General features: G+C 38.9%; 23 protein-coding genes. 8 read left to right on the top strand and 15 right to left on the bottom strand.

Annotated features, from left to right (window positions below; translation table 11 throughout):
- Positions 1-67 precede the first annotated feature (67 nt).
- The 4 genes from oppB to oppF are packed head-to-tail and all read left to right on the top strand — an operon-like array spanning position 68 to position 3,925.
- The gene (gene oppB / locus C0975_RS04660) at positions 68-988 is read left to right on the top strand and encodes an oligopeptide ABC transporter permease OppB (RefSeq protein ID WP_101775234.1); all 921 of its coding nucleotides are present in this window, start codon (positions 68-70) and stop codon (positions 986-988) included.
- Between the two features lie 25 nt (positions 989-1,013).
- Positions 1,014-1,925 (top strand): oligopeptide ABC transporter permease OppC, encoded by a 912-nt coding sequence (gene oppC, locus C0975_RS04655; RefSeq protein ID WP_101775233.1) that lies wholly within the window; start codon positions 1,014-1,016, stop codon positions 1,923-1,925.
- A gap of 21 nt (positions 1,926-1,946) precedes the next feature.
- On the top strand, positions 1,947-2,936 hold the full coding sequence (gene oppD, locus C0975_RS04650; protein WP_101775232.1) for an ABC transporter ATP-binding protein: 990 nt from the start codon (positions 1,947-1,949) through the stop codon (positions 2,934-2,936).
- Positions 2,936-3,925: a murein tripeptide/oligopeptide ABC transporter ATP binding protein OppF gene (gene oppF, locus C0975_RS04645; RefSeq protein WP_101775231.1), complete on the top strand. Its 990-nt coding sequence runs from the start codon at positions 2,936-2,938 to the stop codon at positions 3,923-3,925. The genes oppD and oppF overlap by 1 nt, the downstream gene beginning before the upstream one ends.
- A 108-nt stretch (positions 3,926-4,033) precedes the next feature.
- On the opposite strand, the gene C0975_RS04640 is transcribed toward oppF, so the two are convergent.
- The 6 genes from C0975_RS04640 to bioA form a co-directional block, all read right to left on the bottom strand.
- Entirely contained in the window at positions 4,034-4,792 is a 759-nt protein-coding gene (locus C0975_RS04640; RefSeq protein ID WP_101775230.1) for a carbonic anhydrase, read from the bottom strand.
- Between the two features lie 131 nt (positions 4,793-4,923).
- Positions 4,924-5,568 (bottom strand): dethiobiotin synthase, encoded by a 645-nt coding sequence (gene bioD / locus C0975_RS04635; protein WP_101775229.1) that lies wholly within the window; start codon positions 5,566-5,568, stop codon positions 4,924-4,926.
- Positions 5,569-5,595: 27 nt separating this feature from the next.
- Entirely contained in the window at positions 5,596-6,351 is a 756-nt protein-coding gene (gene bioC, locus C0975_RS04630) for a malonyl-ACP O-methyltransferase BioC (protein ID WP_101775228.1), read from the bottom strand.
- Positions 6,339-7,001, bottom strand: a complete 663-nt coding sequence (locus C0975_RS04625) for a pimeloyl-ACP methyl esterase BioG family protein (RefSeq protein WP_101775227.1) — start codon at positions 6,999-7,001, stop codon at positions 6,339-6,341. Before C0975_RS04625 ends, bioC begins: the two co-directional genes overlap by 13 nt.
- Positions 6,998-8,167 carry an 8-amino-7-oxononanoate synthase gene (bioF, locus tag C0975_RS04620; RefSeq protein ID WP_167383035.1) on the bottom strand — a complete coding sequence of 390 codons (1,170 nt, stop codon included), beginning with the start codon at positions 8,165-8,167 and terminating at the stop codon, positions 6,998-7,000. Before bioF ends, C0975_RS04625 begins: the two co-directional genes overlap by 4 nt.
- Complete coding sequence (gene bioA / locus C0975_RS04615; protein ID WP_101775226.1) at positions 8,154-9,446, bottom strand: adenosylmethionine--8-amino-7-oxononanoate transaminase; 1,293 nt, start codon at positions 9,444-9,446, stop codon at positions 8,154-8,156. The genes bioF and bioA overlap by 14 nt, the downstream gene beginning before the upstream one ends.
- A 127-nt stretch (positions 9,447-9,573) precedes the next feature.
- On the opposite strand from bioA, the gene asd reads away from it, so the two are divergent.
- Positions 9,574-10,461 carry an archaetidylserine decarboxylase gene (gene asd, locus C0975_RS04610; protein WP_101775225.1) on the top strand — a complete coding sequence of 296 codons (888 nt, stop codon included), beginning with the start codon at positions 9,574-9,576 and terminating at the stop codon, positions 10,459-10,461.
- 25 nt (positions 10,462-10,486) lie between these two features.
- Entirely contained in the window at positions 10,487-11,119 is a 633-nt protein-coding gene (gene bamJ / locus C0975_RS04605) for a BamJ family beta-barrel-assembly machinery protein (RefSeq protein WP_101775224.1), read from the top strand.
- Positions 11,120-11,155: 36 nt separating this feature from the next.
- On the opposite strand, the gene C0975_RS11580 is transcribed toward bamJ, so the two are convergent.
- Both C0975_RS11580 and proB read right to left on the bottom strand, forming a co-directional pair.
- The gene (locus C0975_RS11580; RefSeq protein ID WP_245853298.1) at positions 11,156-11,341 is read right to left on the bottom strand and encodes a hypothetical protein; all 186 of its coding nucleotides are present in this window, start codon (positions 11,339-11,341) and stop codon (positions 11,156-11,158) included.
- A 155-nt stretch (positions 11,342-11,496) separates the two neighbouring features.
- A complete protein-coding gene (gene proB, locus C0975_RS04595) occupies positions 11,497-12,600 on the bottom strand; it encodes a glutamate 5-kinase (RefSeq protein ID WP_101775455.1) in 1,104 nt (367 codons plus the stop codon).
- Positions 12,601-12,771: 171 nt separating this feature from the next.
- Between proB and folA the strand changes: the two genes are divergently transcribed.
- Positions 12,772-13,263 carry a type 3 dihydrofolate reductase gene (gene folA / locus C0975_RS04590; RefSeq protein ID WP_101775223.1) on the top strand — a complete coding sequence of 164 codons (492 nt, stop codon included), beginning with the start codon at positions 12,772-12,774 and terminating at the stop codon, positions 13,261-13,263.
- A gap of 70 nt (positions 13,264-13,333) precedes the next feature.
- On the opposite strand, the gene C0975_RS04585 is transcribed toward folA, so the two are convergent.
- From C0975_RS04585 to C0975_RS04575, 3 genes are all read right to left on the bottom strand, one after another.
- Positions 13,334-15,496, bottom strand: a complete 2,163-nt coding sequence (locus C0975_RS04585) for a heavy metal translocating P-type ATPase (protein WP_101775222.1) — start codon at positions 15,494-15,496, stop codon at positions 13,334-13,336.
- A gap of 77 nt (positions 15,497-15,573) precedes the next feature.
- A complete protein-coding gene (locus C0975_RS04580) occupies positions 15,574-15,786 on the bottom strand; it encodes a heavy-metal-associated domain-containing protein (protein WP_101775221.1) in 213 nt (70 codons plus the stop codon).
- Between the two features lie 95 nt (positions 15,787-15,881).
- Entirely contained in the window at positions 15,882-16,352 is a 471-nt protein-coding gene (locus C0975_RS04575; protein WP_101775220.1) for a DMT family transporter, read from the bottom strand.
- A gap of 189 nt (positions 16,353-16,541) precedes the next feature.
- Between C0975_RS04575 and C0975_RS04570 the strand changes: the two genes are divergently transcribed.
- On the top strand, positions 16,542-17,249 hold the full coding sequence (locus C0975_RS04570) for a 7-cyano-7-deazaguanine/7-aminomethyl-7-deazaguanine transporter (protein ID WP_101775219.1): 708 nt from the start codon (positions 16,542-16,544) through the stop codon (positions 17,247-17,249).
- A gap of 41 nt (positions 17,250-17,290) precedes the next feature.
- Here the strand turns inward: C0975_RS04570 and cpxA are convergent, their stop codons facing one another.
- The 4 genes from cpxA to yejK all read right to left on the bottom strand — a co-directional run bounded on the left by cpxA (position 17,291) and on the right by yejK (position 21,010).
- Positions 17,291-18,694, bottom strand: a complete 1,404-nt coding sequence (gene cpxA, locus C0975_RS04565; RefSeq protein WP_101775218.1) for an envelope stress sensor histidine kinase CpxA — start codon at positions 18,692-18,694, stop codon at positions 17,291-17,293.
- A gap of 45 nt (positions 18,695-18,739) precedes the next feature.
- Positions 18,740-19,444: a response regulator gene (locus C0975_RS04560; RefSeq protein WP_101775217.1), complete on the bottom strand. Its 705-nt coding sequence runs from the start codon at positions 19,442-19,444 to the stop codon at positions 18,740-18,742.
- 69 nt (positions 19,445-19,513) lie between these two features.
- Positions 19,514-19,927, bottom strand: a complete 414-nt coding sequence (gene bamE / locus C0975_RS04555; protein WP_101775216.1) for an outer membrane protein assembly factor BamE — start codon at positions 19,925-19,927, stop codon at positions 19,514-19,516.
- 66 nt (positions 19,928-19,993) lie between these two features.
- Complete coding sequence (gene yejK / locus C0975_RS04550) at positions 19,994-21,010, bottom strand: nucleoid-associated protein YejK (RefSeq protein WP_101775215.1); 1,017 nt, start codon at positions 21,008-21,010, stop codon at positions 19,994-19,996.
- Positions 21,011-21,127: the final 117 nt, after the last annotated feature.

Raw genomic sequence — 21,127 nt, 5'->3', positions numbered from 1 at the left:
TTTACTAAACCGACCGCACTTTCTTATTTTTTTACACGTTGGCGTGTTTTAAATTGGATTATCTTGTATGTTTAAATTGATCATTCGTCGTTTGTTTCAGGCAATTCCAACGCTTTTTATTCTGATTACAATTTCTTTTTTCATGATGCGATTAGCACCAGGTAGCCCATTTACCAGTGAAAAAAATTATCCACCTGAAGTCATTGCTAATATCGAAGCTAAATACCACTTAAATGAACCACTTTACAAACAATACGTTATTTACTTAAAAGATCTTGCACATGGTGATTTTGGTCCTTCTTTTAAATATAAAGACTATACGGTAAATCAGCTTGTCGCGACAGCCTTTCCAGTTTCCTTTAAACTGGGCTTTTCTGCCTTTTTAGTTGCTTTAACACTTGGTGTCAGCGCAGGTACGATTGCTGCACTAAAACAAAACAAGTGGCTGGATTATTTGATTATGACCTTTGCTATGACTGGCGTAGTCATCCCCAGCTTTGTGGTTGCCCCATTATTGATACTGGTTTTTTCTATCACATTAAAATGGTTACCTTCCGGTGGTTGGGAAGGCGGCGCATTTAAATTCATGTTAATGCCCATGATTGCGCTCTGTTTATCTTATATTGCCAGTATCGCACGTATCACACGTGGCTCCATGATTGAAGTATTACATTCTAATTTTATTCGTACCGCCAAAGCCAAAGGCTTACCAATGGGACGTATTTTAACCAAGCATGCATTACGCCCGGCTTTATTACCTGTGATTTCTTATATGGGTCCTGCCTTTGTCGGTATTATCACGGGCTCAATGGTCATTGAAAGTATTTTTGGTATTCCAGGTATTGGACAACTTTTCGTTAATGGCGCACTCAACCGTGATTATTCTTTAGTATTAAGCCTAACCATTTTAGTTGGCGCATTAACGATTACATTTAATGCTGTTGTCGATATCTTATATGCGGTTATCGATCCAAAAATCCGTTATTAATTTGCAGTGCTAACAGGGATAAAAAATGTTAAAAAATCAAAAAGATGCTGAACTGCTAGAAACCGTTGTGGAAACATTAGAAACGGTTGAAGGACGTAGTTTATGGCAAGATGCACGCCGTCGCTTTTTTCATAATAAAGCGGCATTAACCAGTTTATTTATTTTATTTTGTATTAGCCTTTTCGTTATTTTTGCCCCAATGCTCATGCCTTATCCTTACGATGAGCTTGATTTTGGAGCCATTTCAATTCCACCAGAATGGGAAACAATGCATTATTTTGGTACCGATGCATCTGGGCGAGATCTGCTCGTTCGAGTCGCCATTGGCGGTAGAATCTCGCTATTAGTTGGTATTGCAGGCGCATTAATCGCCGTCTTAGTCGGCACATTATATGGTGCAACTTCTGGCTATATTGGTGGTAAAGTTGATACTTTTATGATGCGTTTTCTAGAGATTCTTAACTCTTTCCCATTTATGTTCTTTGTTATCTTGTTAGTCACCTTCTTTGGACGCAATATTTTCCTCATTTTTGTGGCAATAGGTATGGTGTCTTGGCTAGACATGGCAAGGATTGTACGTGGACAAACCTTAAGCTTGAAGCAAAAAGAATTCATCGAAGCCGCGATCGTGTGTGGTGTCTCTTCTCGTCAAATTGTATGGCGTCATATTGTGCCTAATGTGCTTGGCGTTGTAGTCGTTTATGCCTCCTTACTGGTACCAGGTATGATCTTATTTGAATCATTTTTAAGCTTCTTAGGTCTGGGGACACAGGAACCGCTAAGTAGCTGGGGTGGATTACTGAACGATGGTGCCAAATCAATGGAAGCTGCACCTTGGTTATTAGTATTCCCAGCGCTGTTCTTAGTCATTACCCTATTTTGTTTTAACTTTATCGGTGATGGTTTGCGTGATGCACTTGACCCGAAAGATCGCTAGTACAAGCCTTTGGAGAGCACAATGACAACAAAAAATTTACTACTCGATGTACAAGACTTGCGTGTCACTTTCAAAACGCCAGATGGCGATGTTACAGCGGTCAATAACTTAACATTTTCTTTAAATGCGGGTGAAACATTAGGAATTGTTGGTGAATCAGGTTCAGGTAAATCCCAAACTGCCTTCGCTTTAATGGGGTTACTTGCTGATAACGGACGTATTGCGGGTTCAGCCAAATTTAATGGTGAAGAAATTCTTAATTTACCAGAAGCACAGCTTAACCGCCTGCGTGCAGAACAAATTGCTATGATCTTCCAAGATCCCATGACATCGCTTAATCCTTACATGAAAATTGGTGAGCAACTGATGGAAGTCTTGATCTTACACAAAGGTATGGATCGTAAAACGGCATTTGAAGAATCTGTACGTATGTTAGATGCTGTAAAAATGCCAGAATCCCGCAAACGTATGAATATGTATCCTCATGAATTTTCAGGTGGTATGCGTCAGCGTGTGATGATTGCAATGGCACTGCTATGCCGTCCAAAATTATTGATCGCTGATGAACCAACTACTGCGTTAGATGTGACAGTCCAAGCACAAATCATGACGTTATTAAACGAACTTAAAACTGAATTTAATACTGCAATCATCATGATTACTCATGACTTAGGTGTTGTGGCAGGCATTTGTGATAACGTGTTGGTTATGTATGCAGGTCGTACAATGGAATATGGCACAGCAGAACAAATTTTCTATAGTCCAAGCCATCCTTATTCAAAAGGACTCATTGGTGCGGTTCCACGTGTTGATGGTCAAGAAGAAGAGCTGATTACTATTCCTGGTAATCCACCAAACTTACTTCAACTACCAAGTGGTTGTCCATTCCAACCTCGTTGTATTCATGCCACAGAACAATGTTTAAAAGCACCAAAATTAGAAATATTGGCAGATCAACGCCTGTGCGCGTGCTTTTTATCAGCAGAACAGTTAACTAGAGGAAACGCATAATGACGACAGAGAAAAAAGCCATCCTAGAAGTCAAAGATTTAAGCGTTCATTTCAAAATTAAAGATACCAAATCTTTGTTTTTCACTAAACATCAAACTTTAAAAGCGGTCAATAATGTCTCTTTCAATTTATATGAAGGCGAAACACTTGGCGTTGTGGGTGAATCAGGCTGTGGTAAATCCACTTTAGCACGTGCGATTACGGGCTTAGTAGAAAGCTCTGGTGGTAATATTCTTTGGTTAGGCAAAGACTTAACCCAACAAAATGCAAAAGAGTGGAAAGCTGTACGCAGTGATATTCAAATGATCTTCCAAGACCCATTGGCATCATTAAATCCACGGATGACTATTGGGAGCATTATTGCTGAACCACTAAAAATTTATCAACCGCACTTAACTAAAGAAGAAATTAAAGAAAAAGTCCGTGCAATGATGATGAAAGTCGGCTTATTGCCAAACTTAATTAATCGCTATCCTCATGAGTTTTCAGGTGGTCAATGTCAGCGTATTGGGATTGCTCGTGCTTTAATTGTAGAACCTAAATTGATCATTTGTGATGAGCCCGTATCTGCATTAGACGTGTCAATTCAAGCACAGGTCGTTAATTTACTCAAATCATTGCAACGTGAAATGGGATTATCACTCATTTTTATTGCACATGATTTAGCGGTAGTGAAGCATATTTCTGATCGTGTTTTAGTGATGTATTTAGGTAATGCTGTCGAACTAGGCGATTATGAACAGGTCTATCACGACACCAAACACCCGTATACTAAAGCTTTGATGTCTGCGGTACCTATTCCTGATCCTAAATTGGAACGCAACAAACAGATTCAATTACTTGAAGGCGACCTGCCTTCCCCGATTAATCCACCGTCAGGTTGCGTATTCCGAACCCGCTGTCCATTAGCAGATCAGCACTGCATTGCAGATAAACCGTTACTCAAAGGACAAGATAATCACTTTGTCGCTTGTTTTAAAGCAGGCTAATCTAACAAACACGAACAAACCGCACAAAAAGTGCGGTTTGTTTTTTGCGAGTTTTAAACTAAAAAATCGCTGTAAAACCGACCGCACTTTTTAAGTCAAAAAATGTCCTTATTCAACAATCACACGAGCATTAATTGGCTGTACAGGACGGTTATTATGTCCATGCATTAACGCAGAAAAAGCGTCGACTTGTGATTGGCTAATATGGTCATATTGTTTTAACACTAACCAATTCACGCCTTCAGAGCAAGGTGGCGTGGTTAATGAACCGCTGAAGCGATAATAGTCACGTTTTTTAGGAATCAATTTAGCGGGATCAAATGCACTTTCGAGCTTGAAAGTTTCACCAGCTTTCTGTGGCATGTTATTCCAAATCGGTGCTAAACGCTGATTCTCACTTGATAATGTATATAACACGCCAAGCACGGCAAGATTACCCGCTTGATCCGCATGCACAAAATGGGCTTCTAATGGGAAAGATTTTCCCTTAATTTGATTTTCACTTGGTACATGGAAATGGAATTGTTTTAATGTATAGGTGCTACCGTTCAATTGCATGAGGTTAGTCGGCTCTTTGAAATCCACTTGAATAGTGTGTCCGTTGTTTACAATTTCAACCTGAGAAGGACGATAATCAATTTTAATAGGCGCTAACTTGCCATCAATCGTGTTAACAATATTCACTGGTGATTGGCTTTTTCCTTCACTACAAATCGCAAATTTTGGTGAAAGCGCCGCCCAATGCTCTGGTGATTCATGCCCCGTATAGCCCCAATGGCTATGCTTTTCGGCAGATTGCATTGTTTGACTACAAGCAGTAAGCGTGATCACTCCAAAAGTAAGCTTAAAAATTTTTAACATTTTCATTGCATAACTCCTTAACCCAAATAAATAAATTGATAATACGGTTTAAACACCATAAAACCTTAAAAAAAAACAAGGCTATGCTAGGCAAAATAGTACTCCATTTCAAGTGAAACATGACTTGTTCTACCTGTTCAGAAGGCAATGAAGTCCATCACTTCAAATAAGGTGCTAGGAAAATGCTGTGCTAAATAAGTTTGTAAAAAATGTTGGGTTTCTTGACTGATAATAGCATCGCCTGTTGGGTATAAATTATAAACAACAGCATGCACTTTAATCTTGTTAACCTGACAAGCTTGTAGACTTAATAGAGTGTGATTAATGCTCCCTAACTTACCAGATGTGACTAGAATGACGGGATATTGCTGGGTACGAATATAATCTAAGGTGGTTTCACTGTCGTTATAGGGTACATATAATCCCCCCGCCCCTTCCAGTAGCACATAGTCATACTTCTGTGCTAAAAGTGCGGTCGATTTTTCAATGATTTTACTGTCGATTTTGCGCTGCGCTAACCTTGCAGCTAAATGCGGAGAACAAGGATAATCAAATACATAAGGGCAAGTGATTCCTTGTTTGTCTTCTTCAGTTAGTTCAATGCCTTGTATTTTACGGTGAGTTAATAAATCTTCTGCAATACCTTCACAGCCAGTTTGAATCATCTTTTGGGTAATCACTGAGAAGCCTTGCAGCATTAATTTTTTAGCATACCAGCCAGTGACGATAGTTTTGCCAATATCGGTATCAATACCGCTGATAAAGAAAATTGTCGCTGCCATACTTATCCTTTTTGAGTTTATTTGATGCTATTTTAAGCGTGCCAATAAATACAATGGCGCATAGGTTAAAGTCACTTGTTGTTGCGAATTGACATAATTTTGCTGATATTGGTGGCAAAAATGCTGCAATTTAGTTTTAGTCCATCCATGTTGGCTAATCGCATTGACGCCTGTTTTTTGCAGATGTTTTAATACTTCGATGGGTTGCGCAAAGGTCAATACAATCTCCTCCTGTGCGAATGCCAATAGCTCAAATTCTGGCACCAACCATTGCTGCCATTGTGCTGCACTCGGATAGTCTAACCCAATTCCCGTAATTTGTTTCACTTCGTATAAATTGGTCGCACTAAACGTACTTAACAACAAGAACCCTTGTTTTCTTAAGCCAGTTTTCACCCGCTGAATAAAACCTTGTTTGTCTTCAAACCATTGCACCACTGAAGCTGCCGCAATCAGATCATATTTTTTGCTGAAACAAAACTGTTCTGCATCACCACAATGAAATTTAAAAGGCTGAGGCAGTGTCATCTGTAAATGCTGCTGCACATCACAAAGATCATTGAGTTCCCAATGCTGTGCATAAAGTGCTGTCATTAAACCTTGTGTTAATCCCCCCGTTCCACAACCTAACTCCAGTACATTTTCAAATTTTTGGCATTGCATTAAAGGTAGTAAATCAATTAAACGCTGTTGGATTTGTTGTTGAGCGAAGGCTTGTTGATCATAGTGCGCCAAGGCCTGCGTAAAGCGTTGTTTAATACGCTGTTTCGTTAACTTTTGCATTGGTATTCCCAACATTGCGCCCAATGACTAAACTGTGGAAACAACAAATGCTCCGCTTCAACTTCTGTGATTTGGCAACGAGATTGCCAATAATCACGTTGATGTTGCGCAGGAAAAATTTTATCTTTTGTACCAATGATCGCCTTGCTCCATAGAATCAGATCGGTACGTTGATCTTGCTGTAAACCTTGATAAAGTGCGGTCAGTTCTGAGTAAATTTCATCAAGTGTCGGGCGTTGTGCTAACTGTTGATAATCTTGCAGCGCTGTTTTATTGCCACAAATTCGACGCTCAAATTTATGCCGATTTTCTTCATTCAATCCTGTTAAGGTCCCTTCAAATATAGTACAAGGAATCCCAAATTGATCATGACAAGGATAGCCAGTACCATTAATTGCCGTTGCAGAGGTCAATTGATAAGGTTGCATAATACGTTCTGCCACCCAAACACCCATTGACCATGCCACAACACGAATAGTTTGGTAGCGTTTGAAATCAAACTCACAGTCTAACTGTTGATAATCGTAACAAATCACTAAATCGTAATTTTCAGGTAGACGTAAATGCTGAACTACGCTTGGTGGCGTGCCCCAACCAGCGAAATAGACGATAACATGCTGCCCTTGTTGATCAAAATGTTGTATTTTCACGCGCTCAACTCCTGTAAACAGCCAACTAATCCCGTCACATCATCAAACGTCATGTCTGCACTAAGAGAGAAACGAATACGCGAAGTACCTTGTGGTACTGTCGGCGGACGAATAGGTAAACAATAATAGCCTTGCTGCTGTAATTGCTGTGCCAATTGTACCGTGTTCTGATTGTCACCTAAAATATAAGGCACAATACAGCTTTCACTTGGCATGGTAACATTAAATAAGCGAACAATTTGTTGGCGTAAGTAATCACTAAGCTGGGCTAAATGTTGCCGTTGCTGGCTAAAGTGCGGTAAGTTTTCAAATAAAAAGTGAGTCCAAGCCACATTCAATGGCGGCAAGGCAGTGGAAAAAATTAAAGGACGCATTTTATTGACTAAATAGTCTTTGAGCACCTGATCACAAACCACATAGGCGCCCATAGAAGCCAAAGCTTTACCGAAAGTACCAACTAAGAGATCAATCTGTTCAATACATTGTTGTTGCTGTGCTAATCCAAGCCCTGTTGCACCATAAACACCAATGGCATGGGCTTCATCGACATACAACATGACATTGTCAAATTGCTGTTTTAATACCACCAGTTGATTTAAATCAGCCAGATCACCGTCCATACTGAATACAGATTCCGTCACCACAATAATACGCGCAAAAGTGCGGTGTTTTTTGTGCAAGATTTGTGCCAAATGCGCATAATCATTATGACGGAAGCGTAGAAAATCACACTGTGCTAAACGAATACCATCAATCAGACTAGCATGGACTAATTTATCTGCCACGATTAACGTTTGCTTATCGGCTAAAGCAGGTAAAATCCCAATATTGGCATGATAGCCACTGTTAAACAGTAAGGCGCTTTCACGACCAAAAGCGTTCGCCATCAATGTTTCAAGTGAATCATAAATCGGAAAAGACCCCGTTAACAAACGCGAGGAAGACGAAGTCAAACTTGGTAATTGATCTTGATATTGATTGAGAAAAGCTTGGCGTAATGCTGCATTATTCGCTAAGCCTAAATAATCATTCGATGACATATTAAGCATGGTTTTGCCATCTTTATGAATAAAACGCCCCAGATGTGTTAATTGTGGCAGTTGGCGAAATTGATTTTGTTCACGCAAACCGGCAAGTTGCTGACTGAAATGATTATAGATTGCCATATTCTTCCCTTAGAGCTTGAATAGTGCCTGCAATAAGCTGCGATAATTCATGAGGCTGGATAATAAAAGGCGGCATTAAATATACCAGCTTACCAAACGGGCGAACCCATACGCCATTTTTCACAAAACGTAGTTGTAAAGTCGCCATATTGACAGCTTGTTTCATTTCAATCACGCCAATTGCCCCTAACACTCGGACTTCTTTTACCGCAGAGAGCATTTGCGCAGCATGTAATTCTTGTTTAAATTGTTGTTCAATCCGCTGCACATTGCTTTGCCAGTCACTGTCTAATAATAATTGGATACTTTCAGCAGCAATGGCACAAGCTAATGGATTTGCCATAAAAGTTGGTCCATGCATAAAACATTTCGCTTCACCAGAACAGATTGTTTCAGCAACTTGTTGACTCGTAATTGTAGCAGAGAGAGTCAAATAGCCACCAGTCAGTGCTTTACCAAGACACATAATATCAGGTAGCACTTGTGCATGTTGATAAGCAAATAACTTACCAGTACGCCCAAACCCTGTTGCAATTTCATCAAAAATCAGCAATATCCCATACTGTTCACATAATGCTTTTGCTTGTACTAAATATTGTGGAGAATAAAAATACATTCCTCCTGCACCTTGCACGATAGGCTCCAAAATTAAAGCAGCAATTTCATGACCTTTTTCAGCAAGTAGCTCTTCTAATGGCGTAATGGCTTCATCATGCCAGATTTCATCAAACTTCACACAAGGTTGTGGTAAAAAATATTGAACGGGTAATCCTTTAGCAAATAAACTGTGCATACCTGTCACAGGATCACACACTGACATGGCATGCCAAGTATCGCCATGATAACCTGCACGAATAGTGGCGAATTTATAGCGTTGCTGCTCACCTCTAGCTTGTTGATATTGTACTGCCATTTTCATTGCGACTTCGACCGCAACAGAACCACTATCAGCAAAGAAAATTTTATCTAATGGCGCGGGTAGGAGTTGAACAAGTTGTTGTGCTAATCGTACAGCAGGTTCATGGGTTAAACCACCAAACATGACATGACTCATTTGCGCCAGCTGTTGCGTCGCGGCTTGATTTAAACGTGGATGATTATAACCATGTATCGCAGACCACCAAGAAGACATGCCATCAATAAGCTGCCTACCATCCATTAATTGAATTATCACCCCTTCTGCACGCTGTACTGCAAATAATGGTAGTTCACTATTTACTGCTGCATAGGGATGCCAAATGTGTTGCCGATCAAATTGTAAAAGTGAATTTTCATTCATGGGGGACTCTCCGGTAAACTGGCGTAAATGAACACAACTACTTACATAAATTGAATAACTTGCTATAATCGCCCAGCACTGAGGTTTGAAAGCCTTTTATTCTAACTTAAAAAGATGATTTATCACCATGAATATATTAGAAAAAAAATCTCAACTTAGTTATTGGCAACGAATTAAAATTGCTTTCCAATACGTCATGCCGCAACTTTATTTAACTCAACTTGCAGGTTGGTTCGCCAAACAGCAATGGGGTTCAGTCACTCATTTTGTGATCAAGTTGTTTGCTAAAAAATATAATGTCAACATGGCAGAAGCGGCTAGACCTGCTTTTAGTGACTATGCGAGCTTCAATGAGTTTTTTATTCGCCCACTGGCGGAAAATGCGCGTCCAATTAATCAAAATCCAACCGCACTTTGCCTCCCAGCAGATGGACGAATCAGCCAAATTGGGCATATTGCTCATGATCTTTTATTACAAGCTAAAGGGCATTATTTCAGCTTGTCTGATTTACTTGCTGGCGATCAAGCATTAACAGACACATTCAAACATGGTGAATTTGCAACGATTTACCTTTCACCGCGTGATTATCATCGTGTACATATGCCTTGTGATGCGACATTACGTCAAATGATTTATGTACCAGGTGACTTATTTTCCGTGAATCCTTTCTTAGCTGAACATGTACCAAATCTATTTGCGCAAAATGAACGCCTTATCTGTGTATTTGATACGGAATTTGGCAAAATGGTGCAGATTTTAGTAGGTGCCACAATTACTGCAAGCATGAGTACAGTTTGGGCAGGTGTTGTTAACCCGCCACGTCCAAATCAAGTGACGACTTGGCGTTATGAAGGTGAAAACGCGATTAAATTAGTGAAGGGACAAGAAATGGGCGCATTTCAATTAGGCTCGACTGTCATCAATTTATTTGAAAAAGATCATGTACAGCTCGCAGATCATTTACAAGTAGACAGCCCTGTGCGGATGGGTGAAATTTTAGCACACCAAAAATAATATTTAACGACAATAGGAAAATAGCATGAGCAAACAATTTTTTGAACAAGTTTCATTAGACAGCGTTTCTGCGCAAGGCAGTTACGGTATCGGTCTACAAATTGGTCAACAATTACTAGATAGTCAACTTGATGTCAGCGCGGAAGCTGTCGCAAAAGGTATCTTTGATGTATTAAACCAAAATCCACCTGCATTAGATTTAACTGTGGTTAGCCAAGCTTTACAAACCTTACAGCAGCAAGCAACTGAAGCGCAACAAGCCCAATTCAAAGAAATTGAAGCAGCAGGTCAGCAATTCTTAACAGAAAATGCAAAAAAAAATGGCGTTAACATCACTGAGTCAGGTTTGCAATACGAAGTATTAGTTGAAGGCACAGGTTCTGTACCAAGTCGTCAAGATCAAGTGCGTGTACACTACACAGGGACTTTAATTGATGGTACTGTATTTGATAGCTCAGTTAAACGAGGTCAACCTGCGGAGTTTCCAGTCAGTGGTGTGATTGCTGGTTGGATTGAAGCTCTAGCTATGATGCCAGTGGGTTCAAAATGGCGCTTAACTATTCCTCACAACTTAGCTTATGGTGAGCGTGGTGCAGGCGCATCAATTCCGCCATTTAGTACATTAGTATTTGAAGTGGAATTATTAGATATCCTATAAATAATAAAGCGGTGAGTTCACCGCTTTTATTTCATTTTATCGTTTTAAACCTTGTTGATAGCCATTTTCCCACGAAATTAAAAAAACTTGTGCTATCGCTTGCTGTGTTTGCTGCTCACAATAAGTACTACGTTGAGCTAACATTTTTTGTTTATGCTGACGAAACGACTTCCCAACACGATAACCATCCAAATACCAATCGTCTTTATCTTGACATGCCATTGTATTATACGTTTTTCCGTTTGCGTCACTGAAAAAGGTTTATGTGCTTCAATTTGCGGATGTGCAGAAACACTAGGTTGAGCACAGCTCGTGAGATTAAGTGCAATCACACTAAATAACAGTAAATTAATTTGCTTCATTGTATTATCCTAAGTTTATAGCACAATCATATCATCTCGATGTACCGCAACTGAGCCGTATTCATAACCTAAAATTTGCTCAATATCTTGTGATTTTTTACCTTTCAACAAATGTAATGCATCACTATTGTAGCGCGGTACGCCTAATGCAATATCTTTACCTTGTTGAGTGCGAATTTTCACAACTTCACCACGCGAAAAGCGTCCGTCTACATTAATAATCCCAGCAGGTAGTAATGATTTATATTGAATCAATACCGCACTTTCTGCTCCCTCATCAATCGTAATCACACCCGCCGCTGGTGCAGCATATAACCATTGCTTACGCCCTTCTAAACGATCTGCTTGTACCGTAAATTTTGTCCCAATATCTGCACCATAAGCTAAATCACTAATCACATTTGCTCGGTTACCTGGCGCAATAATCGTTTCAATACCCGAGCGCGTTGCAACATCGGCAGCACTAATTTTGGTAGACATACCACCAGTCCCTAAAGAGGTCCCACTGCCACCCGCAATTGAACGAATATGATCAGTAATTTTATCCACTTCTGAAATCAGTTTAGCCGCTGGATTTTTACGCGGATCACTATCAAAAAGTCCTTGTTGATCAGTTAACAAATAAAGCTGTTCTGCTTGTACTAAAATCGCAACCAGCGCTGATAAATTATCATTATCCCCTACTTTGATTTCTGACGTCGCCACCGCGTCATTCTCATTAATCACGGGAATAATTTGATTATCAAGTAAAGCACGTAAAGTGTCTCTTGCATTTAAGAAACGTTCGCGATCTTCAATATCTGCACGAGTCAATAAAATTTGACCAATATGAATATCATAAATAGCAAAAAGCTTTTCCCATGTTTGAATCAACTGACTCTGCCCCACCGCAGCCAGCAATTGCTTTGAGGCAATTGTAGGCGGCAACTGAGGATGATTCAAATAATGACGACCAGCCGCAATCGCGCCAGAAGTGACAATAACTAGACGGAAACCTGCTTGGTGCAGCTGAGCAAGTTGGCGTACAATTTCCATCATATGTGGCAAATTTAACTTGGCAGAACCCTGTGTTAAGGTACTAGTACCAAATTTCACTACGATCGTTTTATCTGTTTTCATATTGAGCATCATCTTATTCTTTTTTGTTCAAAAATTGTGGCTAAATTACCATTAATAACTAAAAAAAGCATTAATTTTCTCTTGCTTAAACCGACAAGATAACCTCCTTTTCTACACCCCAAATTATGTTATAGTAATCGCATTTCTCTGGCTTAATAACAGGACTATCATATGACTTTCAGCCTTATCGTTGCGATGACAAAAAATGCTGTCATTGGAAAAGATAATCAAATGCCTTGGCACCTGCCAGCCGACTTAGCTTGGTTTCGTAAAAATACAACAGGTAAACCTGTCATTATGGGGCGTAAAACCTTTGAAAGCATCGGACACCCGTTGCCGAATAGAACCAATATCGTGCTATCACGCCAGCCTTATCAACAGCAAGGTATTATTTGGAAAAACAGTCTGGAAAGTGCGGTCGATTTTGTCAAAGATTCTGCTGAAATTATGCTCATTGGTGGTGGTGAACTGTTTAAGCAATATTTGCCGCAAGCAGACAAGCTCTATCTCACTGAAATCCAAGCAGAATTAGAAGGCGATACTTATTTCCCTACTATCAATTGGAACGATTGGCACATTGACTATGAAGAATGGCGTAAGGCAGATGGCAATAACCCTTATGATTTACGCTTTGTTATTTTATCAGCTAGCAACTGCCGCTAAAATCACGAAAAAAGCCTATCGAATCATATTATTCGATAGACTTTTTCTTAATCTCAGTAAACCCCTACTATTACTCAAGTTTCAGCGATTTTAAGCGTAATGCATTCATTAACACAGAAACTGAACTCATTGCCATCGCCGCACCCGCAATAATCGGATTCAATAAACCGAAAGCAGCTAATGGAATACCTAACACATTATAAACAAAAGCAAAAAACAGATTCTGCTTAATATTTTTTAAAGTCGCTTGTGAAACCAACAAGGCATCTACCATCTGATTAACTGAATGTTGCATCAGCGTTGCTGAAGCAGTATGCTCTGCCACATCTGCCCCATTTTGCATAGCAAAACTTACATTAGCAGTTGCCAATGCAGGCGCATCGTTAATGCCATCACCCACCATAGCAACGACTTTGCCTTCCGCTCTAAGCTGCTGAATTTTTGCAGCTTTATCACGTGGTGATAAATTTCCATAGGCTTGTGTAACACTAAGTTGCTGAGCAATATATTCCACTGCACTTTGTTGATCACCACTCATGATATACACATCAATATGTTGTTTTCTTAAGCGTTCAATCGCCACCAGAGAATCCGTTTTCAAACTATCAGCAATTGCAAATGCACCAATTGGTTGTTCATCGACAGCAACCGCAACAATACTTGCAATTTGCCAAACAGGATCTGTCAGTGTAGGCAGTAATAATTGACAATATTCTGGCTTACCTACTTTCACAACACCAATATCCTCCACCACTGCCTGAATACCTGCACCAAGTGTGATCTGAATTTGTGTAGTGTTGAATAAAGCCAGCTGCTGTTCAGCTGCCAACTGTACAATCGCTTGCGCCAAAGGATGATTGGCATGTTGCTCAACCGAAGCTGCAATCTGTAGCAATTGTGTTGCTGAATAGCCCATATTTTGGTCAAGCCAAGATGTAGCGATCTGTGGTTTACCTTCAGTTAAGGTGCCAGTTTTATCTAATACTACCGTATTTACGGCTGCACTTTCTTCCATTGCAGCGGCATCTTTGAACCAAATCCCACGTTTTACTGCATTGCCCATACCAACCATAATCGCAGCAGGGGTCGCTAAACCTAATGCACAAGGACAAGCAATCACCAATACTGCCACGGCATGAATCAATGCTGTCACTGCATTTTGGCTAATCCAATAAGTTAAGACAAAAGTGAATAACGCAATACCAATAACGGCAGGCACAAACACTGCGGCTACTTTATCTGCGAAACGAGCAATTGGGGCCTTACTTCCCTGTGCTTCTGATAATGCATTCATCATATCACCCAATAAAGTATGGCTACCTAATTGTTCTGCTCGATAAATTAATGTACCCTCGCTCAACATTGCACCAGCCAACACCTTACTCCCTACATTTTTAATTTCAGGTTTGGACTCGCCAGTTAAATGACTTTCATCACTCCAACCACTCCCACTTTGTACAATACCATCTGCGGCAATACGTTCACCTTGATTAGCACGTAATAACTCACCCACTTGTACTTGATCTAAAGGAATCTCTTGCCATTGTTGTTCACGTAATACTTTGACTTGTTTTGGTGTTAATTTAAGCAGTAAACCTAAGCTATTTAAGCTGTGTTTTTTAGTGCGTTCTTCTAAAAATTTACCCAGACTAACAAAACCTAATACCATAACACCTGCTTCAAAATACACAGGCGGCATAGCATACGCTGTATGTTCTGAGCTATACAACAACATAAATAGAGAATAAAAATAAATACTTAATGTTCCTAAGCTGACTAACACATCCATATTAGCTAATCCACCTTTAATACTGCCCCATGCGCTTTTATAAAAAGGAATTGCTAACCAAAATTGTACAATTGAAGCTAAGGCACATTGCCACCATGCAGGTAACATCCAATGATGTTGTCCCAATAACATACCTAGCATGCCGACAGCAAAAGGGAGGTTAATTAACAACAAAAGCCATAGGCGCCAATGACTTACCTGCTTTTCCACAAGCACAACTTCATCATCTGTTTTGAACGTCCCCGCAAAACCTGTATTTTGAATAATCTGCAAAATATCCTGCACTGAATGTGTACTATCTTCAAACATCACTTGTGCCTGCTCACTGGCAAAATTAACCGTAGCTTGTTGCACAAAAGGTTTTTTATTTAACACTTTTTCTATACGGCTTGCACAAGCTTGACAGGTCATTCCTTCGATTTGAATAGTAATTTTTTGCTGCATGCGCTATTCCATTTGTGTACAGTTAATTTCGATAAAAAAATAGACTGAACACACAGTCTATTTCTATTGCATAAGTGTTATGCTTGTTGTGCATCAAAGCCTGCATTTTCCACTGCATCAATTAAATCAGCAACGCTTACTTTAGTGTGATCAAATGTGACCTCTGCATTAGCTGCCTCTAGATTCACATTGGCAATAGCAACGCCATCAAATTCTTGTAAAATACGCGTGACACTTTTTACACAACCACCACAATGCATTCCTTCGATTCTTAATGTTACTTTTTGCATAATTAACTCCATCTTGATATAAATTTTGCTGTATGATATATGCTGCCTCTCAACGAAACTCTCACAAAATCGACCGCACTTTTACGCTGTCAACGCTAATGAAACAACTTCATTAGCTTATCACCAAAAAAGAAAGTCACAAGCCCAATACCAACAATGGCTAAGCCAATTAACTTGAATATATTCACTTCGCGTACAGGCATATTAATTAAACCATAATGATCAATAATCATTGCCGTAATTAACTGACCTACAATGATAAAGAACAGCATATTGGTAATCCCCATTTTAGGAGAAAGCAATATAGTGGTGAATACTACTAACACCCCAAGAGACCCTCCAATAAATTTCCACCAAGAATGCTGTGTCACTGTAGCAAGCTGAGTCAGCAAATCTGTTTTAATTGCGCTAATGACCAGTAAAAGCAAGGCGCCAGTACCAAAAGAAATAAAGGTTGCGATTAAAGGTTCATCACCCATTGCTTTTGCTAATTGAGAATTAATTGCCGCCTGAGAAGCAAGTGCGACACCTGCAGCGAGCGCAATCAATGTATAAAGAATAAACATAATTGACCTAAAATATGAAAACCAAACTTATTGTAGCGAGATTCTTTCTAGGTGCAAACGTTTAATCAATAAACAAGCTTGCATTCTGAGCTGAAATGCGTATGATGGCGACCTCGCAAATAGCGAATAACAATTTATTATTCACTTTTGGGTTCCCTCACCCCAATTAACAATCAAAAAGGTATTACAATGAAACATTCATTTTCGATCTTTAGCGATCAACAAACTCGTCGAGCTTTAATTATTTTGAGTTTTTTTCATATTTTTATTATTGCTGCGAGTAACTATCTGGTACAAATCCCATTTGAAGTCAAGCTGCCATTAAGTGTGTTTGGTGCAAGTGAAGACTTTCGCTTTCATAGCACTTGGGGAACTGTCACTTTTCCATTTATTTTTCTTGCCACCGATTTAACAGTACGTGTATTTGGCGCCAAAGAAGCAAGATGGATCATCTTTGTTGTGATGATTCCCGCACTCATTATCAGCTATGTAATTTCTACGTTATTTTCTGATAGCCAATACCAAGGCTTAAATGCGCTGAGCACATTCAATATGTTTGTCTTCCGTATTGCAATTGCGAGCTTTTTTGCTTATGTCTTTGGTCAATTATTGGATGTATTAGTCTTTAATCGTTTACGCCAATTAAAGACTTGGTGGATTGCGCCAACTAGCTCGATGATTTTTGGTTCAATGGCTGATACATTCCTGTTCTTTGCAATTGCGTTCTATGCGAGCAGCGATCCATTTATGGCTGCACATTGGATGGAATTAGGCTTTGTCGATTATTTATTTAAATTAGTGGTAGGTATCTTATTATTCGTACCCGCTTATGGCGTAGTATTGAATTTAATTTTACGTAGACTCCAAGCACTTGCAGCCACCCCCAGAATAGCTTAATTATCACACCAAAAATGCCACAACACAGTGTGGCATTTTCACTAACTATTAATCCATAAAGGAATCCGTAAATTTACACATAATCCGCCTAAATGGCTGGCACTTGCCCAAACAGCACCATGGTGCTCTTTAACAACATTTGCCACAATAGCTAACCCTAACCCTGTTCCACCAGTTTCTCTAGTTCTCGTTTCATCGACACGATAAAAAGGCTGAAAAATTTTATCATATTCAGACTCATCTAATCCCTTGCCATTATCATCAATAACAATCATTAATTCTTGCTTTTTCAAGAAAATCGAAACTTTGATTTCACTATGTGTATATTTCAAGGCATTACGCACAATATTCTCTACTGCGCTAACCAATAGTCCTTTATTACCATTAATATAATATTTTTGTGGTTGAGAAATATTTTGTCTTACAGTGAAACAAAGTTGACGATGCTCTGCCTCGAAAATAGCATCATCCAATACTTCTTCCCATAATTCATTGATTGGGAAAATCTCACGCACTACATGGCTATTTAGCTGTTGGCGAGATAACAACAATAAATCATTAATCATTTTATCTAAGCGGCGCGCTTCAATTTCAATTCGTTGAATTTCAGTATTTTCTTCACCAAATCGACGACGTAATAACGCTAAAGCCAGCTGTAAACGAGTTAATGGCGTACGTAATTCATGAGAAATAGAAGACAGTAATACTTGCTGACTAGAAAGTAAATCTTCCAACGCTTCTGTCATCTGATTAAAACTTTGCCCTACTTGGCGTAATTCAAAAGAACCTTTAGTTTCAAGATCTTTATTGACTTTAAAATCGCCTAGTGACACAGCTTTTGCTGACATCTGTAAATTTTTAATTGGCTTACCAATACTTCGTGCTAACCACCACAACAATGGCGTTGAAATTAAAATCAGCAATGCCACTAATACTGCAGGATTGGCAAACACAAAGCTCATGATTTCCTTTTGTACACTAACACGATCAATAAAATATAACGTGTAAGATTTATTTGCTTCGCCACCTAAATGAATCGAAAAAGGACCAACAATACGTACATCACCAAATACTTTTTTTAGCGGTTTCGCAGGATTTGATGACGAATACATAAATTGTGATAAAAGCGGAATTTCAGTTGCTGATGCCCCTAAAACATTGTGCCCATCATTTTCATCCACCAAAACTGGGCGAATGACACCAAGACGATCAGCATGAGAAAGCGGTACGCCTGCTAAAATCCGTGCGATTTGATTATGGCGAATAGAAGTAATAATTTCTTGTTGATAAGCCGCAAGCTCTTTTTCACTTAATTCAGAATAAATACGTGAATCGAAATATGGAATCGAAAAAATAAGAATTGATAACAAAGAGAAAGTAAGCCAGAAAAAGGCAAAAATACGGAATGAAATAGTATTAAAGTAACTTTCTTTCGCAAATGGCATACAGTCCTCAAACATAAGGCTATTATCAAATAATAGCCTTTTTATTTATCTTTCTGACACTAACAAATAACCACGACCTCTTAAGGTTTTAAACCAAGGTGAACCATCGGTACGAGGTGGTAATTTTTTACGTAGATTTGACATGTGCATATCAATAGCACGATCAAATGGTGTTAATTGTTTGCCTAAGATTTCAATACTCAAAGATTCTCTTGAAAGAATTTGTCCAGGGTTTAAGACTAATTTTTGTAACAACGCAAATTCTGTTCCAGTTAACTCTAAATCTTTATCATTATAAAAAGCTTGTTGGCGTCCTGGGCAAAGAGTAATACCACAGAACATAAATTCACTACGATTATCTTTAAGTTCAACAACACCTAGAGGAGTTGACTGTTGTGTGCGGCGTAAAATTGCTTTAATTCGTGCTACCAGTTCACGATCATTAAAGGGTTTTGGAATGTAATCATCTGCACCAAGCTCTAAACCTAAAATACGATCAATATCATCGCCTCGTGCAGTCAGCATAATGACTGGAACACTAAATTCTTGACGAATTCTTTTTAGCGTTTCAACCCCATTTAACACAGGCATCATAATATCTAGCAAGACTAAATCATAACTAAGATCGAGTTTTTGTAATGCTTGCAAGCCATTATTTGCCATATCAATCTCAAAGCCTTCTAGCGTCAATAATTCAGCAAGAAGCTCTATCAATTCAACATCATCATCCACTAACAAAATCTTAGGCATAGACTATCCTCAACTTTGACCAACCGAAAAAAGAGCACACGCAAACCACGAAGTGCTACAAATAATTAACTATTTCCAAAATTGCCACCAACTCTTTGGCGCAGTATTTTCTGCTTGAATAATTGCATTATTAATCGCAGGCTTGCTTTCATCAGGTAAAGGTTTATCTAAATCAAAACTCGTTACCACCCCACGCTTATCAAAATTTACCAGTAATGTATGCTGCTCAGGCGTCTGATACGCTTTTTGTTGTAAAAATACGTAATACCATTTATCGCTATTAAAAGGATCAATTAATACAGGTGTACCTAATAGATACTGCACTTGCTGAGCATTCATCCCTACTTGTAATTGATTTACCGCTGCTGCTTCTAAATAATTGCCTTGTGGCACATCAATACGATAAACGATTTTATCTACACTTGAACAAGCGGTGATACTCAATGCCAGCACAATAGCACTGATAACTGATTTAAATTGCATAGTTTTTACCTTTTTATACACTGCAAATGATGAACGATAATACCGAAACTTTGCTGGATTGCCAAATCAATTCTGTTCTTTCAACTGCCGTTGCAATTGGTCACGTAAATTTGGTGGTAATCCTTTAATTGTTAATGTATCAGTACTTTCATCCCAAAAAATACGCTGATTAATTAATTCTGCGTCGAAGCTAATAGTGACACCTTTACCAGAGCCAGAATATTTGGTTAACGATTTTAATGCCGAACGTACTGGTGGAATGCTTGGCTCTAAGCCATAATCCTGTTCACTCGCAAACTCCACAAAAGCGCGTTCGTTTAGAGTTGGCATATTGGCAGAAAGTTCCGTTAATTCAATCTCTTCTCCACAATTAATCTGCCCTTTGCAATATTCAAATACTTGCTTTTTCACGGCTTGCGCTTGTTCTTTGCTCAAATCCGCTTGCTCACAATAATCACTCACTGCTTGCAATAGACATTGATTTTGTACTTGAGGGTTCAACCCTTCATCCGCCCCTAAAAAGTCCATAAAGAAATCGCCAATTTTGCGTCCTACTCGCCCTTTAACAAAAGTCAAATAACGATTCGATTGCGCATCTAATTTTAACTCTGTCAAATTAATACGCGCTGCAATATCAAACTGCGTAATATCAAGATATTCAGTACGATGAATATCTAAATGTTCATCAACTAACATACTGGCTCGACTATCAAGTAAAGCAATAAAAAGATAATCTGTAGCTAAAAAGCTATAACGACAAAAGACTAGCGTGCCGTTGTCTGCAAATGAATATTTACTTAATTCTGTGGCTAAAAGTGCGGTCGATTTTTGACTAAACTCGAGAAATTCATTGTCATTTTCGAGTAAACGATTTAAATCTTGAGCAAAAAGGGAAGTGTCTTGAAATACACCATAGGCTTTACTTTTATTTTGATAGGCTTGATGTAGTTGCAACATCATTTGTTCTACTTCTGATGTAATTGTAAGTAGTTGTTCACGTAACAAAGTGCTTAATTTTACTGCCTCACCTTCACCGGTTCTCATCAACTGATGAAGCACAATTTCGTTCACATTTATGCTCATGTTTAATCCATTATTTTGCCTTAAAAAGTTCGTCATATTATAACCGCACTTTTTTAACTATAAATAAGAAAAAATGCTGGGATATACAAAATAATCGGTTATGATATAGCACAAACT

It is taken from the genome of Pasteurella oralis (assembly GCF_002850605.1).
In the GTDB taxonomy this organism is placed as follows: domain Bacteria; phylum Pseudomonadota; class Gammaproteobacteria; order Enterobacterales; family Pasteurellaceae; genus Pasteurella; species Pasteurella oralis.
This window is presented reverse-complemented; position numbering and strand designations above follow the sequence as displayed.

Coding starts and splice junctions, on each gene's coding strand:
- oppB (WP_101775234.1), top strand. CDS start 68: ATGTTTAAATTGATCATTCGTCGTTTGTTTCAGGCAATTCCAACGCTT.
- oppC (WP_101775233.1), top strand. CDS start 1,014: ATGTTAAAAAATCAAAAAGATGCTGAACTGCTAGAAACCGTTGTGGAA.
- oppD (WP_101775232.1), top strand. CDS start 1,947: ATGACAACAAAAAATTTACTACTCGATGTACAAGACTTGCGTGTCACT.
- oppF (WP_101775231.1), top strand. CDS start 2,936: ATGACGACAGAGAAAAAAGCCATCCTAGAAGTCAAAGATTTAAGCGTT.
- C0975_RS04640 (WP_101775230.1), bottom strand. CDS start 4,792: ATGAAAATGTTAAAAATTTTTAAGCTTACTTTTGGAGTGATCACGCTT.
- bioD (WP_101775229.1), bottom strand. CDS start 5,568: ATGGCAGCGACAATTTTCTTTATCAGCGGTATTGATACCGATATTGGC.
- bioC (WP_101775228.1), bottom strand. CDS start 6,351: ATGCAAAAGTTAACGAAACAGCGTATTAAACAACGCTTTACGCAGGCC.
- bioF (WP_167383035.1), bottom strand. CDS start 8,167: ATGGCAATCTATAATCATTTCAGTCAGCAACTTGCCGGTTTGCGTGAA.
- bioA (WP_101775226.1), bottom strand. CDS start 9,446: ATGAATGAAAATTCACTTTTACAATTTGATCGGCAACACATTTGGCAT.
- asd (WP_101775225.1), top strand. CDS start 9,574: ATGAATATATTAGAAAAAAAATCTCAACTTAGTTATTGGCAACGAATT.
- bamJ (WP_101775224.1), top strand. CDS start 10,487: ATGAGCAAACAATTTTTTGAACAAGTTTCATTAGACAGCGTTTCTGCG.
- C0975_RS11580 (WP_245853298.1), bottom strand. CDS start 11,341: ATGGCATGTCAAGATAAAGACGATTGGTATTTGGATGGTTATCGTGTT.
- proB (WP_101775455.1), bottom strand. CDS start 12,600: ATGAAAACAGATAAAACGATCGTAGTGAAATTTGGTACTAGTACCTTA.
- folA (WP_101775223.1), top strand. CDS start 12,772: ATGACTTTCAGCCTTATCGTTGCGATGACAAAAAATGCTGTCATTGGA.
- C0975_RS04585 (WP_101775222.1), bottom strand. CDS start 15,496: ATGCAGCAAAAAATTACTATTCAAATCGAAGGAATGACCTGTCAAGCT.
- C0975_RS04580 (WP_101775221.1), bottom strand. CDS start 15,786: ATGCAAAAAGTAACATTAAGAATCGAAGGAATGCATTGTGGTGGTTGT.
- C0975_RS04575 (WP_101775220.1), bottom strand. CDS start 16,352: ATGTTTATTCTTTATACATTGATTGCGCTCGCTGCAGGTGTCGCACTT.
- C0975_RS04570 (WP_101775219.1), top strand. CDS start 16,542: ATGAAACATTCATTTTCGATCTTTAGCGATCAACAAACTCGTCGAGCT.
- cpxA (WP_101775218.1), bottom strand. CDS start 18,694: ATGCCATTTGCGAAAGAAAGTTACTTTAATACTATTTCATTCCGTATT.
- C0975_RS04560 (WP_101775217.1), bottom strand. CDS start 19,444: ATGCCTAAGATTTTGTTAGTGGATGATGATGTTGAATTGATAGAGCTT.
- bamE (WP_101775216.1), bottom strand. CDS start 19,927: ATGCAATTTAAATCAGTTATCAGTGCTATTGTGCTGGCATTGAGTATC.
- yejK (WP_101775215.1), bottom strand. CDS start 21,010: ATGAGCATAAATGTGAACGAAATTGTGCTTCATCAGTTGATGAGAACC.